Origin of the sequence: Pseudomonas entomophila, from assembly GCF_013523125.1 — a bacterium.
GTDB lineage: Bacteria > Pseudomonadota > Gammaproteobacteria > Pseudomonadales > Pseudomonadaceae > Aquipseudomonas > Aquipseudomonas entomophila_B.
Map to the genome: position 1 here is coordinate 1 of NZ_JAAMQJ010000034.1, position 16707 is coordinate 16707.

Sequence of the window (16707 nt, forward strand, 5' to 3'; positions counted from 1 at the left end):
CCCGACCTCGTCAGACATTGGGCTGGAAATTCCCTGTTGAAGTGTTGACGGATCATCTGCAACTGCTGGCAACCAATCGGCTCAACATTATCAACTGACTGTTGCACTTGGAACCTGAGGCCGCCATCCTTCAACAATGGCCGTTCCATATCCATGACGAACTAGCGCCCCATAAAAAGCCCCTGCTTAGCAGGGGCCTTCTAGGTATTGCCTGACCGCGTCATTATCAGTATCACATCCGCAGACGCAAACCATGGAGCACGGCTTCAACCCAAATGTCTTTTAAATGCTGCTCATTCACCAATTGCACTCTTGTACCCCGCCGCATCCAGCAGCTTGTCCAGCTCGGCGGTATCGTTGGGCTTGAGCTTGAAGATCCAGGCGCCATAGGGCTTCTCATTGAGCTGCTCGGGCGAATCGGCCAAAGCGTCGTTGACCGCAATGACCTCACCGCCAATCGGGGCGTAGATGTCCGAAGCGGCCTTCACCGATTCGACCACGCCAGCCTGATCGCCGGCAGCGAAAGTCTTGCCGACTTCGGCCAGTTCGACGAACACCACGTCACCCAGGGCTTCCTGGGCGTGGTCGCTGATGCCGACGGTGACGGTGCCGTCGCTTTCCAGACGCGCCCACTCGTGGCTTTCGGCGAAACGCAGTTCGTCGGGAATATTGCTCATGTGTCTACTTCCTCGTTTGAATCAGCGGCGGTCCGCCGGAATGGGTTCAGATCAGGATCTTGCCATGGCGCACGAACGTCGGCTTGACCACGCGCACCGGGTACCACTTGCCACGGATCTCGACCTCGGCGCGGTCACGGCTGGCCATGGGCAGCCGGGCCAGGGCGATCGACTTGTTCAGCGTAGGCGAGAAACTACCACTGGTGATCTCCCCTTCGCCAACCCCGGCGACGCGGACCACCTGGTGAGCGCGCAAAACACCGCGCTCTTCGAGCACCAGACCGACCAGCTTGTCCTGCACGCCCTGCTCGATTTCGGCCAGCAGACCGGCGCGGCCGATGAAGTCGCGATCGCTCGGCTCCCAAGCGACACTCCAGCCGAGGTTGGACGTCAGAGGGGTATGGGCCTGATCGATGTCCTGGCCGTACAGGTTCATGCCGGCTTCCAGGCGCAGCGTGTCACGGGCGCCCAAACCACTGGGGGCGATACCGGCACCGATCATGTCGTTGAACAGCTGGGGAGCCTGCTCGCCGGGCAGGATGATTTCCAGCCCGTCTTCCCCGGTGTAGCCGGTGCGCGAGATGAACCAGTCGCCGTCGGCCTGCCCTTCGAACGGGTGCAGCGCCTGGATCAGCTTGGCCCGTGCCGCGCTGACCAGGCCGACGACCTTGGCGCGAGCGTGGGGGCCCTGTACCGCCAGGATCGCCAGTTCGGGCCGCGGCACGAGACTCACCTCGAAGCCCTCGGCCTGCCGTTGCAGCCAGGCCACGACCTTGTCGCGGGTCGCGGCGTTGGTCACCAGGCGGTAGCCCCCTTCGGTGCGATAGACGATCAGGTCATCGATCACCCCACCGCGTTCATCGAGCATGGGGCTGTAGAGCGCCTTGCCGAGGTGGTCCAGGCGGGCGACGTCGTTGGCCAGGACGTAGCGCAGCCACGCCGTGGCCTCGGGGCCGCTGACATCGAGGATGGTCATGTGGGAAACGTCGAACACGCCGCAATCATCGCGGACCTGGTGATGCTCTTCGACCTGCGAACCATAATGAAGCGGCATATCCCACCCGCTGAAATCGACCATCTTGGCGCCAAGCGCCAGATGCCAGTCATGCAGGAGCGTGCGCTGTCCCATGGGTTTCTCCTTCCAAGCAGGGTGAAGGCAGTGGATGACAGAACCTTGTCATCATTCGTTGTAAGACCTGCCGTCACAAATGCCGCGCATTGTAGCGGCATGGTCGCGGGCTGACACCCTCAGCGAGCCGTGCCATGGCCTTGGGCCGACCGCCGTATCAAGCCAATGACCGGCAGCAGCCCGACCAGCACCAGGGTCAACGCTGGCAAGGAGGCCCGGGCCCACTCGCCTTCGCTGGTCATCTCGAACACCCGTACCGCCAGGGTGTCCCAGCCGAAGGGCCGCATCAGCAAGGTGGCGGGCATCTCCTTGAGCACGTCGACGAAGACCAGCAAGGCAGCGCTGAACGCACCGGGCAGCAGCAAGGGCAGGTAGACCTTGAAGAACAGGCGAGGTCCCGCGACGCCCAGGCTGCGGGCGGCCTGTGGCAACGAGGGGCGGATGCGCGCCAGGCTGCTCTCGAGCGGCGCATGCGCCACGGCGATGAAGCGGATCAGGTAGGCCAGCAACAAGGCCGTCAGGCTGCCGAGCAGAACCGGCTGCGCGGCGCCGCCCAACCAGCCGGACAGCGGGATCATCAGCTGGTTGTCCAGGTAGCTGAAGGCAAGCATGATCGCCACGGCCAGGACCGACCCCGGCAAGGCATAGCCCAGGTTGGCCAGGCCGACGCCTGCGCGGATGCCACGCGTCGGTGCCTGGCGCTTGGCGAAGGCCAGCAGCAGCGCCACGGACACGGTGATCAGCGCGGCCAGTGCGCCCAAGTAGAGGGTATGCAGCACCAGACCCAGGTAGCGCTCGTCGAGGTCGTGCCGCCCGCGGGTGTACAGCCAGGCCAGCAGTTGCAGCACCGGGATGACGAAGGCGCAGGCGAACACCAGCAAGCACCAGGCGCTGGCCGCGAAGGCCTTGGGGCCACGCAGGTGGTACAAGGCCTGGGTGCGCGCACGCTCGTGAGCGGCATGCACCGGCCCTCGCGCCCGGCGCTCGCCGTAGAGCAGCACGGCGACCAGCAACAGCAGCAGGCTGGCCAGTTGTGTGGCGCTGGAAAGGCTGAAGAAGCCGTACCAGGTCTTGTAGATGGCCGTGGTGAAGGTGTCGAAATTGAACACGGCCACGGCGCCGAAATCGGCCAGCGTTTCCATCAGCGCCAAGGCGACTCCTGCAGCGATCGCCGGCCGCGCCATGGGCAGTGCCACCCGCCAGAACGCCTGCCAGGGCGAAAGCCCCAGCACCCTCGCCGCTTCCATCAGCCCCCGGCCTTGCGCCAGGAAGGCACTGCGGGCCAGCAGGTACACGTAGGGATAGAACACCAGCACCAGTACGGTGATCACGCCGCCTGTCGAGCGCACACGCGGCAGACGCAGGGGGCCGAACAGCTCGCGCAGCGCGCTCTGCACGGGTCCGGCGAAGTCCAGCAGACCGACGAAGACGAACGCCAGCACGTAGGCAGGAATGGCGAACGGCAGCATCAGCGCCCAGTCCAGCCAGCGCCGCCCGGGGAATTCGCAGAGGCTGGTGAGCCAGGCCAGGCTGACGCCCAGCAGCGTGACGCCGATGCTCACGCCCAGCACCAGGATCAAGGTATTGCCCAGCAGGCGAGTCATCTGCGTCTCGAGCAGGTGCGACCAGATGTCCAGGTCGAGGGTCTGCCAGGACAGCAGCAGGACGCTCAGCGGCAGCAGCACCAGGCTGGCGATGAGGGCGACGGGGAGGTACCAGCGGCGATGAGGCGAGGATGGCAAGGGTGAACCTCAGTGATAGAAAGGCAGAGTGGCGCAGAGCGGGGGCTGTCCTGGTAGCGGTGGGCACACGCACCTCATTGCGGCAATCGCGGGCAAGCCCCACAAGCTGCTTGCGCAGCCATGGCTACACCGACGGCTGCAGAGGTCTGGGTGGGAGCTGGCTTGCCAGCGATAGCGTCCGGTCAGGCGCCGCCTGCATCGCAGGTAAGCCCACACATCAGCCCATAGGGTCGGGCATGTACCGAGTAGAAAAAAGACAGTTGCTCCCACACCCGTAGCAGCACGCGCGTCGCGGCACACAGGCATGACTCAGCGCCAGCCTGCCCGGTCCATCAGCTTGATCGCCTCGGCCTGGCGCTTGCCGGCCACCTCGACCGGGATGTCGTCGGCCTTGAACGTGCCCCAGGCCGCCACCTCGGCCGACGGCTCGACCTTGGGGTTGGCGGGGAACTCCTGGTTGATATCGGCGAACAGCTTCTGCGCCTGGGCGCCCGTCATCCACTCGACCAGCCGGATGGCGGCCTCGGGGTGCGGTGCATGCCGGGTCAGGCCGATGCCGGACAGGTTCACATGCACGCCACGGTCGTCCTGGTTGGGCCAGAACAGCTTGATCGGCAAGTCCGGCTGCTGCTTGTGCAGGCGTCCGTAGTAGTAGGTGTTGACCACGCCCACGTCGCACTGCCCGGCCTCGATGGCCTGCAGGACGGCGGTGTCGTCGGAGAACACGTCGGTGGACAGGTTGTTCACCCAGCCCTGGACGATCTGTTCGGCCTGCTGCTCGCCATGGTTCTCGATCAGCGTGGCGGTCAGGGACTGGTTGTAGACTTTCTTGGCGGTGCGCAGGCATAGCCGCCCTTCCCATTCCTTGTCGGCCAGGGCTTCGTAGGTGCTCAGGGAAGCCGGATCGACGCGATCGGTGGAGTAGGCGATGGTGCGCGCGCGCAGGCTCAGGCCCGTCCACGCATGGGAGGCAGCCCGGTACTGGGCCGGGATGTTCTGCTCGATCACCGGCGACTCGATGGGCTGCAGGATGCCCATCTGCTCGGCCTGCCAGAGGTTGCCGGCATCGACGGTCAGCAACAGGTCGGCGACACCGTTCTGCCCCTCGGCCTTGATGCGCTGCATCAGGGGGGCTTCCTTGTCGGTGATGAAGGTGATCGGTACGCCGGTCTTGGCGGTGTAGGCGTCGAACACCGGCTTGATCAGCTCGTCGATACGCGAGGAGTACACCACGATTTCATCGGCGGCCTGGACAGGACTGCCCCAAAGCGTCATGGCCAGAGCGGCCAGGAGGGACTTGCGCGACAGCATGGCGATTCCTCATCGATTCACAGAGGCGCAAATCGTAGTCAATCCCATTTGCCGGACAAAGCGTCCCGTCTTGGCAAGCCGTTACGGGATGTTGCGATGCGCCGGCTAGCGGCGTGCCAGGTCAGGCAAGTCCCCGCTCAGGCCCAGGGCCTGACGCACGAACAGGGCCTTGGCTTCGGGACGCCGGTCCACCCACTTGAGCCCGGTGTTGCGCAACCAGCGCAGGGGCAACGGGTCGGCCTGGAACAGACGCTCGAACCCCTCCATCGCCGCCATCAACGCCAGGTTGTGCGGCATGCGTCGGCGTTCGTAGCGACTGAGCACACGCTCGTCCGCCAGACGCTCGCCGCGGGCCTGCGCGCGTTGCAGTTCCTCGGCCAGCACGGCGGCATCCAGCAGCCCCAGGTTGACGCCCTGGCCTGCCAGCGGGTGGATGGTATGTGCAGCGTCCCCGATCAACACCAGGCCGTCCTCCACGTAACGCTTGGCATGCCGTTGACGCAGCGGCACGCAAAGCCGGGCCTCGGCCTGCAGCACCTGGCCCAGCCGCCCTTCGAAAGCCTGTTCCAGCGCCCGGCAGAAGCTGGCATCGTCCAGGGCCATGGCCGCACGGGCCTGCTCGGGCGTGGTCGACCAGACGATCGAGCACCAGCCCTCGCTCGCCTCGCGCGACAGGGGCAGGAACGCCAGCGGGCCGTCGTCGGTGAAGCGCTGCCAGGCCGTGGCCTGGTGGGACTGGCTGCACCGTACGCTGGTCACGATGGCCTCGTGCAGGTAGTCCCACTCGCGGGTCTCGCACCCGGCCAGCAAGCGTACCGCCGAACGCGCGCCGTCGGCGGCCACCACCAGGGGCGTGCGCACCTGCCGCCCGCCGGCCAGCGTCAGCAGCCAGTCATCCCCCGAGTGGCGCAACTGCTCCAGGCGCGCGCCCGGCACCAGGCTGACGTCGCTGTCCAGCAGGCGCTCGAGCAGGGCGTCCTGGACCACCCGGTTCTCGACGATATGGCCGAGCACCTCGGCATGCACGCTGGCTGCGGAAAAATGGATCTGCCCGGTGCCGCTGCCGTCCCACACCTGCATGTCGGTGTAAGGGCAGCTGCGCCGACGCTCGATGCCTTCCCAGGCGCCCAGGCGCTGGAGAATGCGCTGACTGGCCACCGACAACGCGCTGACGCGTGGCTCGAACGGCCTCGACGCGTCGAACGGCGCGACCGATAGAGGGCCGCCATCGATCAGCAGCACCTCGAGCCCACTGCGGTGCAGGGCCAGGGCCAGCGCACTGCCGACCATGCCTGCCCCGACGATTACCAGATCCGCGCGCATTTCCATGCCTTATGCCTGCCTTGCTCGCGGCTTGAGCCGCACGTAGAGGGTTTTGTCGACGCGGGCGACCAGTTCGCCGGAATCGTCGCGAATATCGACCTGCAACCGCGGCAGGTGTTTCTTGCCGCCCGCGGTCTGCTGGCGGATCTCATCGAGCAAGGCGTCGTCGAGGTGGAATTCGGCGAACACTGGTCCCTTGCCCGGCGCGATGAAGTCGATGCTGGCCGCCTTGTCCCAGACGATGTAGTCGCGCCCGAGCTGCTCGATCAACAGCAGCATGTAGAACGGATCGACCATCGAGTACAGGCTGCCACCGAACTGGGTGCCGACGTAATTGCGGTTCCAGAACGTCAGTTTCATCCGCACCCTGGCACTGCGCAGGTCAGGCCCGATGGACTGCACGCGAATACCGGCGCCCAGGTACGGTGGATAGAGATTGATCAGCCAGCGCATCAGGCGCGCCCGCCAGACGCGCTGGCGCGGCTCGGTCATCGTCCGCCCCGTGGGTCGGGCCGCGTGCCCAGCCCCATCGCCTGCCGTGCGAACCAGCGCTTGGCCGGTGGCAACAGGTCGAGCGCCAGCAACCCCAGGTTGCGCCCGGTGGCGAGCAGGGGCTGACGGGTGCCGAACAGGCGCGTGACCTGGTCCGAGAAACCGATGGTCAACGCCTGGTCCTGGGTCTGACGCTGACGGTAACCTTGCAAGGTCGCCAGATCACCCGGCACGTCAGGCCCGGCCAACAACGCCTCGGCCAGCGCCTGCACATCGCGCAGGGACAGGTTGAACCCTTGCCCGGCGATCGGATGCAGGCTATGCGCCGCGTTGCCCAGCACGACCAGGTGCGGGCGGACCTGCTCATCCGACTCGATCAGGGCCAGCGGGTAGACATGGCGTGCGCCGACCTGTTGCAGCTTGCCCAACCGGTAGCCGAAAACGCCCTGCAGTTCGTCCAGGAACGCGCGATCGTCCACCTCCAGCAGGCGCGCCGTGTCATTGCCAGCACGGGTCCAGACCAGGGCGCAACGGTTGTCGGGCAGGGGCAGCAAGGCCATCGGCCCTTGTTCGGTGAACCGTTCGAAGGCCTGTCCGCCGTGGGCTTCGCCTGGGGTGATGTTGGCGATCAGGGCGCTCTGGTCGTAAGGCCGCTGGTGGACGTGGATGCCCAACTGCTCGCGCAACGTCGAGCGGCCACCGTCGGCCAGCACGGCCAGGTCGCAATCCAGGTGCGTGTCGTCGTTCAGCTGCAGGCGATAACCGCCGTCGATGGTGCTCATCCGGGTGACTTCGGCCGGACAACGCCAGCTGACCACGTCAGGGTCCAGGGCCTTCCACAACGATTGCCCGAGCCAGGCGTTCTCGACCACGTAGCCCAGGGCTGGTACGCCTTCTTCGAGGGCGTCGAGCCGGGTGGAGCCGAAGCGGCCACGGTCGGAGACCTGAATCTGCCGGATCGGTTCGGCGCGATGGCGGATGGTCTGCCACAGGCCAAGCCGCTCGTAGATCTGCCGGGTGCCGAACGACAGGGCCGAGGACCGCGCATCATAACTGGGCTGGTAGCTGTCGCCCGGCGCGAACGGCTCGATCAGCACGATCGACCAGCCCCGCGCCTTGGCGCCGGCCTGCAAGGCCACGGCCAGGCTGGCGCCGACCAGGCCCCCTCCAATGATCGCCAGGCTGAACCGGCTCATGCGGCGTCTCCCCGCGCGGCGCTCATCAGGGCTTCGATCTCGGCCACCGTCTTCGGCACGCCCGTGGTCAGGATCTCGCAGCCTTGCCGGGTCACCACCACGTCGTCCTCGATGCGGATGCCAATGCCGCGCCACTTCTTGGCCACGGCCTGGTTGTCCGGGGCGATGTAGATCCCCGGCTCGACCGTGAGCGCCATGCCGGGCTCGAGTACCCGCCACTGGCCGCCGATCTTGTAGTCGCCTACGTCATGCACGTCCATGCCCAGCCAGTGGCCAGCACGGTGCATGTAGAAGGCGCGGTGTGCCTCGTTGTCGATCAACGTCTGCACGTCGCCCTTGAGAATGCCGAGGCGCACCAGCCCTTCGGTGATCACGCGCACGGTGGCCTCGTGAGCCTGATTCCAGTGCCGGCCCGGCGCGATCTGTTCGAAGGCGGCAGCCTGCGCCTCGAGCACCAGCTCATAGATCGCCTTCTGCTCCGGCGAGAAGCGCCCGCTGACCGGGAAGGTGCGGGTGATGTCACTGGCGTAGCAGTCGAGTTCGCACCCGGCATCGATCAGCACCAGGTCGCCGTCCTTGAGCACGGCGTCGTTCTGCTGGTAATGCAGGATGCAGGCATTGCGCCCGGCCGCGACGATCGAACCGTAGGCCGGCATCTTCGCTCCGCCCTTGCGGAATTCGTAGTCCAGCTCGGCCTCGAGGCTGTATTCGTGCAACCCGGCGCGGCAGGCCTGCATGGCACGGACATGAGCGCGCGCCGACACGGCAGCCGCCTCGCGCATCACCTTCACTTCGGCCGCCGACTTGTACAGCCGCATGTCGTGCAGCAGGTGATCCAGGGCGACGAACTCGTTCGGCGGCTGGGCCCCCAGGCGGGCCTTGGAGCGGATCAGGTTGATCCAGTCCATCAGCCGCCGGTCGAACTCCGGATTGCTGCCCATCGCGCTGTAGACGCGCTCACGGCCTTCGATCAGGCCTGGCAGGATCTCGTCGATGTCGGCGATCGGAAACGCATCGTCCGCGCCATGATCGCGCATGGCGCCTTCCTGACCGGCACGCAGACCGTCCCACTGCTCGCGCTCGGCGTTGCGCTCCCGGCAGAAGAGCACGTACTCGCCGTGCTCACGGCCGGGGATCAGCGCGATCACCGCCTCGGGCTCAGGGAAACCGCTGAGGTACTGGAAGTCACTGTCCTGCCGGTAGACGTGCTCGACATCGCGATTGCGGATGGCGACGGCGGCCGCAGGCAGGATGGCGATGCTGTTAGGGACCATCTGCGCCATCAGCGCCTTGCGACGACGGACATACTCGGCCTTCGGAATTCGGCTCATGGCTGGAACGCCCCCTTCGGGTGTCAGTGCAACGACGGCTTGGCGGCAGGCTCGGCAGCCGCATCAGGCTTGGCGAACTCCGAGAACAGCAGCAGCGGCGCGACGCGCAGGTACTCCATGACTTCCATGTAGTCGCTTTCGCCGTCTTCGGACTCTTCCAGCGCATCCTGGACCTGGGAAATGGCTACCAGGTCCTGGAGGACTTCGCGGGCCTCTTCGCTGAGTTCCTTGCCCCCGGCATTGAGGCCGAAGCCGGCGGCGAAGCCTTGGCACCACTGGCCCAGGGCCGTGGCACGCTCGCTCAGCGGCGCGTCGTCGCCTGGCAGCAGCAGCACGATGGCGATGTCGTCGCCGGTCAGTTCGGCCTTGACCATCTCCTGCAGGCCGACCAGCGCATTGCGCACGGTGTCCTGAGGCTCGACCTCAAGCAGTGCGGCGGCATCGGCCAGCCAGGCCTCGGCGTCGAAACCGGCGCCAGCGCAGCTGCGACCCAGCAGCAGACCGTGCAGTTCGGCAGGGGAAACGGGATGGCCATTGCTGCTGAGCAGGGCGGTGAAGGCGGTGTACGGCGATTGGGTATTGGGCATGGGCAACTAGGCGCCAGGCGGCGCAATGACTAGAATGAAGGTCTCGTATCCTAGCACCGGCACGCGCGGCACACTATCGGCACTGGCCGTGAGCGCGCGATCCGGGGCATCATCGCCGGGGACGTGACGACGGAGCGAAGCGAGTGCCATCCATGCAAGAGAACGAGCTGCAAGCGCTGATGAGCCGATTCGAGCTGCTGATCGAGCGTGTGGAGCAACTAAAACGGCGTAATGCACTCCTAGTAGCGCAGGAACGATCCTGGCGCGAAGAGCGCGCCCATCTCATCGAAAAGAACGAGACTGCCCGGCGCAAGGTCGAATCGATGATCGTGCGCCTCAGGGCCCTGGAGCAAGACTCATGAGTTCAAGCAACAACGTCACCGTGCAGATTCTCGACAAGGACTACTCGATCATCTGTCCGCCCGAGGAGCGCAATAACCTGGTCAGCGCCGCCCGTTACCTGGACGCCAAGATGCGCGAGATCCGCAGCAGCGGCAAGGTGATCGGGGCCGACCGTATCGCGGTGATGGCTGCGCTGAACATTACCCATGACCTGCTGCACAAGCAGGACCGTCCGGATGCCGTTGCCACGGGCACGTCCCGCGAGCAGGTTCGTGATTTGCTGGAGCGCGTCGACCAGGCGCTGACCGACGACCCGGATGCAAAAAGCGTTTGAATCCGCGTATACTGGCCGCACTCCCTGGTGGATGCGCCAGTCGGTTATGTCCCTGAGCCGATACGCACAACCACGGGGGTTGCACGTGGTGCTGGTGTGCATGTCCGCTCGACGGAAAGCCTTAAAGCGTCCGGCAACCTCCACCTTGAACTTTCGGGTTCAAGGGCTACACCGACAGCGGTCTTACCGGGGAGCCTGAATACGCCGATGCCCGCCCTTGTGGCGGGCATCTTGTCATCTGGCGCAGACTGCGCCAGCACTGTCCCCGAGACGCCCGTGCCATGACCGACACCGCGCCGCTCACCCGTCCCCAGCTTCGCCGCCTGCTGCGCACTGCGCGCCGCGCCCTGACACCCACCGAACAGCGCCAGGCGTCGAAGGGTCTGTACCGCCAGCTGGCCCAGCATCCCTTGTTCAGACGCGCCCGGCACATCGCCTTGTACCTGCCCAATGACGGCGAGATCGATCCAGGCCCACTGCTGCGCGAAGCCCACCGCCGTGGCAAGCAGGTCTATCTGCCGATCCTGCATGCCTGGCCACGCACCCGCATGGTGTTCCAGCGCTTCGAGCGGGGCGAGCCGCTGCGCCTCAATCGGTTCCGCATTCCGGAGCCCGTGGTCAATCGCAGGCGTCAACGTCCGATCTGGGCGCTCGATCTGATCCTGCTGCCTCTGGTGGGCTTCGATGAACACGGTGGGCGCCTGGGAATGGGCGGAGGCTTCTACGATCGCAGCCTCGCTTACCAGCAACGTCGAACGACGTGGAAGAAACCCCTGCTGCTGGGGCTGGCCCATGAATGCCAGAAGGTGGAGCAGCTGACTCAGGCCAGTTGGGATGTACCACTCGAGGGAACGGTCTCGGACCGTGAATGGTACCTGGTGCCGGCATGACCGGCACCGGCGAGGCGACTCAACGCACGGACTGATCTTGAACGGCGACGGCCTGATAAGAGGCGTCTACTTTGCGCTCCAGCAGGTTTTGCGCATAGCCCGTGGTAACCACACCCAGACCAAAGATCAGCACCAGGATCCACAGCGGATCCGTCTTGCGTCGGTTCATCGATTGCCCCCCTCGGGCAAACTGATTCGCCCCACGACCACGATGGTCGCAGGTGCGTCGCCCTGAAAACCGGCGCATTCTCCGCCAACCCGAGTCGACAATCAAATGCTGGCGTCAACCGACTGTCGGTTTGATGCAACGAGTTATTTCAAATAATGTCAGGACCGTGCCATGAATTACTGGTTGATGAAATCCGAGCCCGATGAGCTCTCCATCCAGGCGTTGGCCCATCTGAACGACGCATGCTGGGACGGGGTGCGCAATTACCAGGCACGCAATTTCCTGCGTGCAATGGCGGCGGGCGATGAGTGCTTCTTCTATCACGCCAGCTGCCCACAACCGGGCATCGCCGGCATCGCCAAGGTGACCACTGCGGCCTATCCCGACCCAAGCGCATTGACGCCTGACAGCCCTTACTTCGATCCCAAGGCCAGCCTGGAGAAGAACCCCTGGAGCGCCGTGGACGTCTGCCATGTGCGCACCTTCGCACGCACACTGCCCTTGAGCTCGCTGAAGCAGCAGGCGGCGCTGGCCGAACTGCCGCTGGTGCAGAAAGGCAGCCGTCTTTCAGTGATGCCCGTCACCGCCGAGCAGTGGCAGGCGATCCTGGCGCTCGCACGGTGATCACTGGACGATCAGGTTGTTGAACAGCACGTCTTCGACGATCGGCTTGCCTTCTTCGGTTTCCAGCACCTGCTGGACCTGCTTGAGCGCTTCCTGACGAAGCTTTTCCTTCGCCTCGACCGAACTCATGTCATCCACGCCCTGCTGGGCGAACAGGCCGACCAACTGGTTGCGAATCAACGGCTCGTGGTGCTTGACCGCCGCCGCAGCCGCATCCCCGGTCACGCGCAGGGCCACATCGGCCTTGTACACACGCAGGCGCGGGCCGCCATCAAGGGCGTAGTTGCCCACCAGCGGTGGGGTCAGGGTGATATAGGCGACCTTGGGCGCGCCTTCCTTCTCTTCTTCCTCGGCCGCCAAGGCCACGCCTGGCAGCAACAGGGCCAATACCAACAAGATCCGCGCGTTCACGTTCGCTCCTCATGCAAATGACGTCAGCATACCCGAGACATGCCGACCTGCCTGTTATCGGCGGCAACCGGCAAAGCAGGAGATCGACGACCCGATCAGGCTTGACGCAAACCGTGACAGCGGCGAAAACGCGCTTCGAGGCCGCGGTCGGGCATCTGGTGCACGCGCAAGGCAGCGAGCGTCTGCTCCACGTACTCACGGGTCGTGCCGTAGTGGCCTCTGGCGGTGGCCAGGATCTGGCTCAGCAAGGTGTCGGGCAGGTTTCCAGCGTAGCAGGGTAAATGCCGCTCCAGCACGAACCCCAACGCCTGGATACGCGTGCCATCGGCCAGTTTGCAGTTGAGCCAGTGCGGGCGATAGGCAGGGTAAGGCATTTCACGCTGCCACAAGGCTAGCAGAGCGGCCTCGAGATCGGCTTCGTCCAGTCGATAGGCGACGCCGCTGCACGAACCGCCCCGGTCCAAACCGAACACCAGCCCCGGTTGCTCGGGTGTGCCGCGGTGCGCGTGGGACCACAGGTACAGCCCTCGGTGATAACCATGCACACGGGCGCGCTGACGTTCGAGGGACGTGCACTCCGGCCGCCAGATGAGCGAGCCATAGGCAAAGAGCCAGACCGGACCACCCCGGTGCCGGGCCATGGTGCTCTTCATCGAGGCAGCGAGTTGTTCAGGGGTGTGTTGCAGGCCGAAATCGAGCGAAGGGGGATACGTCAATTGCCCGCTGGAGGCGTGAGTCGATGACATCGGGGCGCTCGTCCTTTCTCCGGGACCGTGGTAGGTCGTAATCTACCTGAAGGGGTCGTCGCGGTTTCAAGTTACAACAGAAATTCCGACGGCAGGTAGGAAAAAGGGCTGTATTGGGTAATCCAATTACTTATATCGATAGAGCCAAAATATAAAAGGCCTTGATATCCCAGACCGCTTTAACTTCTATGCCTGAACCTGTTTAAGCATTCGACACGTCCATTGATTAACTTCAAAGACCGGCATGCATTAGGCTCTGGAGAAATTTCCCACGGAATTTTAAGTAGGCTCCGATAGCAGCACTTTGGTCAGCTCTCCATCCTTCGTGCACATCCATGCAGGGACGCTGATCATCGCCCTTCGCCAGGCGTTGAGCGTCCGCAACGAAGGATCTTTTCATGACGACCGGTGCACGCCTGCACGCCCTGTCCCCGCCCAATTGTGGCTGGAGTCGGATTCCGATTCTGCCCATTCGCTATGCTGTCGTACCACGCGACACCGAGTCGGGCAGTACGCGCTATGCCGGCTCTGGCTATGCCTTGGAGACGGAATTTCCCGCCTTGAAGCGATCGGTCTACACCTTGCGGGCGCTGCGGCCTGGTTATGTGTATGTCTTCATGAAAGGCCCGGAGGGTGAACGGCTCGTCATCCATGAACACGATGGCGAAGGTCACTTCAAGGAACTGAGGTATCAAGGGCTGGAGTGCTATCACCGTCGCGACTGCTTCGTGTCCAACCGATCCTTGGGCTGGGTATGGGTCGAGCAAGACGAGGCCACGGCCGCAGAGGTCTGGATCGGGTACAGCTCGCACCTGTGGACCAACGCCATGACGGCCAGGCTGTGCAGCAGCCAGGCGATGCGTACCCGTCATATGCGACGGCTCGATCTTGCCGATCTGCTCAGCGGCGAGCCGTCACCGTCGACCCAGCCCCATGTTCTGCCAGCCGGGGCGCTCGTCCAGTGGGTGGAAGACTACAAGCCCGCCGGCCAACGGATGCCGCTGTTCTGGAGCTGTCACGAAAGCGGCCCCAATCTGACGCCCTATGCCTTCATGAACCTGCGCGTCCATTACCCTTGCCTGACGCCACGTGTGCCTGCCGTCGTCGCACTCAACGACGCCGAAGGCATCGGCCTGGACCTTGGCCTGTCGGTCTCGGCGTATCAGCACCAGGTGCGCGATCTCATGCCCACACCGGTGCACATGCGTTTTGATGACCCCAGCCAGAGGACTCACGATGCCGTGCCTTCGTGTTTTTACAAGACGTCTGGAATGTTGAGCGCGGACAGTCAGGCGTATCACCGAAAGAATGCAGTCGCGCTCTTGATCGAGCAAACATTGGAAAGTGTGTCCCGCCATAGGAGTACTACAACGGGCCTGATCCAAAGTGAGCGACATCGGGCAGTGAAGCGCCGCGAGCCCAGACAACGACACGACTATTCGCCTAGTCAACAACGGTATATCAGGTTGACTGACCCTCGCTCATCACCACAGGGTGCACGATTGGCAAAGCGGCTGGATGTCGATAGGTACATGGAGTTTCTGGGCCAGCGCGATCAGATGCAGGCCAAGGTAATGCAGCTACAAACCCTCGCGTCAGAAGCCGCGTGTGATCATGACCTATGGCTGGCCTCAGCAGAAAGCGCTTCGTCGGAAGATAGCCGCAGCCTGGCTGCAGCATTGGCTACTTACGACCGAGAGCATCTAGCCTCGGCTACAAACTTGGAGACCACGCTTGCCTTGCTGCTTCACCCCATGAGCCAGTCCTTGCCAAACATGGAAGATGAGGACCCACGCCTCAGGCGACTCGAGCTCTGGCTAGACCATGAAGACAGTCCATTGTTTGTCGCCTTGGCGCCTTTCAATCCCTTCAAAGAGCGAGCGGATGCGATTGCTACTCTGCTTGGTGCTCATGCAAGCATCCTCAATGACGTGGGTGGACGTTTTCCGGCGCTTGCCGGAGCCACAGACTTGACGGCCCAAACTGTCAGTACCGTGGTGCTCAAACGCTTGCGCGGCAAAGCGCGCTGGAATGCCAGTCATACCCTGCAGCAACACGTGTTGGCCGCTGCACAGGAGGCCAATGCGGTAAAAGCCTTGGGCTTGTTATCTGCACGCTATCAGATAACTCATGAACGTGTCGTGGCCGATGCTTTCAGCCGTGAGGTTGAGGCGTTTCTCAAAACGGGCATGGCCGAGGTACAGAGAACCACGTCGCTGCGTGTACATGGGAGTCGCACTGTCACGCTGGAAGAAACCACTACGCTGCGAGTCGTACCGAAAATTTCAGCCCTCGTGAAAGCGAGCAGTGCGGGCGCTTTGAATATCGGGATGTTGTGGTTCAACATCATCAGTCTGAGAACCGCCTATGAAGCCTTGAAAGCTGACGGTGCCATCGAGTATTCATCAGGTTTTGTGTCATCCCTCTTTGCAGTGTCTGCCTCGGTAGGCGCTACCCTCTCAAGTAGCCATGCGATTGCTAGGATCATCCAGTCCAGGTACACGTCGGGCCTCCCACAGGCCGTGCCTGGGAAGAAAATGTTGGGACTCTTATCGACCAATGGATTTTCAAGATGGCTGGGCTACCCGGCCATTTTCTTCGGTTTGTTTTCTGACCTGAGCAAGGCTTACAGGCAATCCGAACAAGGCGATCACGTTTCCGCTCTGTACACTGCAAGTGGCGGCCTCGCAATGTTCATCGGCAGCAGTCTTGTGCTTGAGGGTGGGCTTGCAATCCTGGGGCCGACTTTTTTCATACCCGTCGCAGGATGGATAGCAGCAGCCATCGTTCTCGCGGGTATAGCTGTTGGAGCCGGCGGCCTTTATCTTTTTTCGCAGGCTGCCGCACGGAAGCACACACCTTTAGAACTCTGGATCGCACGCTCAACGTTTGGAAACCGTTTGAACGATGGAGAGGTTAGAAACCACCTGAAGCTCGACCATGAGCGTAAATTACCGGCTTACCATGGCCTGTCGGAAGAACTCAAAGCCTGGCATGCGGCCTATCATGAACCTCTGCTGTTAGAAAGGATAACGCTCAAAGGTGCATCGCATCAGGAGCTACGTAGCACCTGGCATCACGCGCCTCCCGTATCGCCCCTTGCCAGGGAGCTGGCCCTTTATGGCGAGCCGAGCCTTGCAGAGTTTACCGTATTACTCAAACATTTCGTGGTCGGTAGGAGTACGTGGACTGCCCACCTCACCGGGCACTCGGTCAAGGCTGAACTAGAAACGATGGCTACCTACTCCGTCACATGTTTCGAACTACCGACAGCGTTAGTTCTGAATTTCAAATGCCCAGTCAGAAAATTCCATAAGATCTCCTTGTCCATTACCTACCTTCCTTATAGCGCGTTCGCCGAGAGCGACCCGATTGACGCCACTTTCTACCTAGAGCCTTGACC

17 protein-coding genes and 1 other RNA gene are annotated in these 16707 nt (G+C 63.4%); 6 read left to right on the plus strand and 12 right to left on the minus strand.

Annotation, left to right across the window (positions count from 1 at the left end; translation table 11 throughout):
* Window positions 1–293: 293 nt before the first annotated feature.
* From gcvH to G7007_RS16325, 9 genes are all read right to left on the minus strand, one after another.
* Entirely contained in the window at window positions 294–677 is a 384-nt protein-coding gene (gcvH, locus tag G7007_RS16285; protein ID WP_181103283.1) for a glycine cleavage system protein GcvH, read from the minus strand.
* A gap of 46 nt (window positions 678–723) precedes the next feature.
* Window positions 724–1806 carry a glycine cleavage system aminomethyltransferase GcvT gene (gene gcvT, locus G7007_RS16290; RefSeq protein WP_181103284.1) on the minus strand — a complete coding sequence of 361 codons (1083 nt, stop codon included), beginning with the start codon at window positions 1804–1806 and terminating at the stop codon, window positions 724–726.
* A gap of 119 nt (window positions 1807–1925) precedes the next feature.
* The gene (locus G7007_RS16295; RefSeq protein ID WP_181103285.1) at window positions 1926–3548 is read right to left on the minus strand and encodes an ABC transporter permease; all 1623 of its coding nucleotides are present in this window, start codon (window positions 3546–3548) and stop codon (window positions 1926–1928) included.
* 309 nt (window positions 3549–3857) lie between these two features.
* Window positions 3858–4859: an extracellular solute-binding protein gene (locus G7007_RS16300; RefSeq protein ID WP_181103286.1), complete on the minus strand. Its 1002-nt coding sequence runs from the start codon at window positions 4857–4859 to the stop codon at window positions 3858–3860.
* A gap of 105 nt (window positions 4860–4964) precedes the next feature.
* A complete protein-coding gene (locus G7007_RS16305; RefSeq protein WP_181103347.1) occupies window positions 4965–6182 on the minus strand; it encodes a 2-octaprenyl-3-methyl-6-methoxy-1,4-benzoquinol hydroxylase in 1218 nt (405 codons plus the stop codon).
* A gap of 9 nt (window positions 6183–6191) precedes the next feature.
* Window positions 6192–6674 (minus strand): DUF4442 domain-containing protein, encoded by a 483-nt coding sequence (locus tag G7007_RS16310; protein ID WP_181103287.1) that lies wholly within the window; start codon window positions 6672–6674, stop codon window positions 6192–6194.
* A complete protein-coding gene (gene ubiH / locus G7007_RS16315; protein ID WP_181103289.1) occupies window positions 6671–7870 on the minus strand; it encodes a 2-octaprenyl-6-methoxyphenyl hydroxylase in 1200 nt (399 codons plus the stop codon). Before ubiH ends, G7007_RS16310 begins: the two co-directional genes overlap by 4 nt.
* Complete coding sequence (pepP, locus tag G7007_RS16320; RefSeq protein WP_181103291.1) at window positions 7867–9201, minus strand: Xaa-Pro aminopeptidase; 1335 nt, start codon at window positions 9199–9201, stop codon at window positions 7867–7869. The genes ubiH and pepP overlap by 4 nt, the downstream gene beginning before the upstream one ends.
* A 23-nt stretch (window positions 9202–9224) precedes the next feature.
* Window positions 9225–9788: a YecA/YgfB family protein gene (locus G7007_RS16325; RefSeq protein WP_181103293.1), complete on the minus strand. Its 564-nt coding sequence runs from the start codon at window positions 9786–9788 to the stop codon at window positions 9225–9227.
* A gap of 152 nt (window positions 9789–9940) precedes the next feature.
* On the opposite strand from G7007_RS16325, the gene G7007_RS16330 reads away from it, so the two are divergent.
* From G7007_RS16330 to G7007_RS16345, 4 genes are all read left to right on the plus strand, one after another.
* On the plus strand, window positions 9941–10150 hold the full coding sequence (locus tag G7007_RS16330) for a TIGR02449 family protein (protein ID WP_181092328.1): 210 nt from the start codon (window positions 9941–9943) through the stop codon (window positions 10148–10150).
* Window positions 10147–10464: a cell division protein ZapA gene (locus tag G7007_RS16335; RefSeq protein WP_181103295.1), complete on the plus strand. Its 318-nt coding sequence runs from the start codon at window positions 10147–10149 to the stop codon at window positions 10462–10464. Before G7007_RS16330 ends, G7007_RS16335 begins: the two co-directional genes overlap by 4 nt.
* A gap of 18 nt (window positions 10465–10482) precedes the next feature.
* Window positions 10483–10661: non-coding RNA, 6S RNA (ssrS, locus tag G7007_RS16340), on the plus strand.
* A gap of 84 nt (window positions 10662–10745) precedes the next feature.
* Complete coding sequence (locus G7007_RS16345; RefSeq protein ID WP_181103297.1) at window positions 10746–11354, plus strand: 5-formyltetrahydrofolate cyclo-ligase; 609 nt, start codon at window positions 10746–10748, stop codon at window positions 11352–11354.
* Between the two features lie 19 nt (window positions 11355–11373).
* Here G7007_RS16345 and G7007_RS16350 read toward each other — a convergent pair whose 3' ends face one another.
* Window positions 11374–11523: a hypothetical protein gene (locus tag G7007_RS16350; RefSeq protein ID WP_181103299.1), complete on the minus strand. Its 150-nt coding sequence runs from the start codon at window positions 11521–11523 to the stop codon at window positions 11374–11376.
* A gap of 171 nt (window positions 11524–11694) precedes the next feature.
* On the opposite strand from G7007_RS16350, the gene G7007_RS16355 reads away from it, so the two are divergent.
* Window positions 11695–12147, plus strand: a complete 453-nt coding sequence (locus G7007_RS16355) for an EVE domain-containing protein (protein WP_181103302.1) — start codon at window positions 11695–11697, stop codon at window positions 12145–12147.
* Here G7007_RS16355 and G7007_RS16360 read toward each other — a convergent pair whose 3' ends face one another.
* The gene (locus G7007_RS16360) at window positions 12148–12558 is read right to left on the minus strand and encodes a flagellar basal body-associated protein FliL (RefSeq protein WP_181103304.1); all 411 of its coding nucleotides are present in this window, start codon (window positions 12556–12558) and stop codon (window positions 12148–12150) included.
* Between the two features lie 95 nt (window positions 12559–12653).
* Window positions 12654–13304: a gamma-glutamylcyclotransferase gene (locus G7007_RS16365; protein WP_181103306.1), complete on the minus strand. Its 651-nt coding sequence runs from the start codon at window positions 13302–13304 to the stop codon at window positions 12654–12656.
* Window positions 13305–13702: 398 nt separating this feature from the next.
* On the opposite strand from G7007_RS16365, the gene G7007_RS16370 reads away from it, so the two are divergent.
* Entirely contained in the window at window positions 13703–16705 is a 3003-nt protein-coding gene (locus G7007_RS16370; RefSeq protein WP_181103308.1) for a T6SS effector BTH_I2691 family protein, read from the plus strand.
* Window positions 16706–16707: the final 2 nt, after the last annotated feature.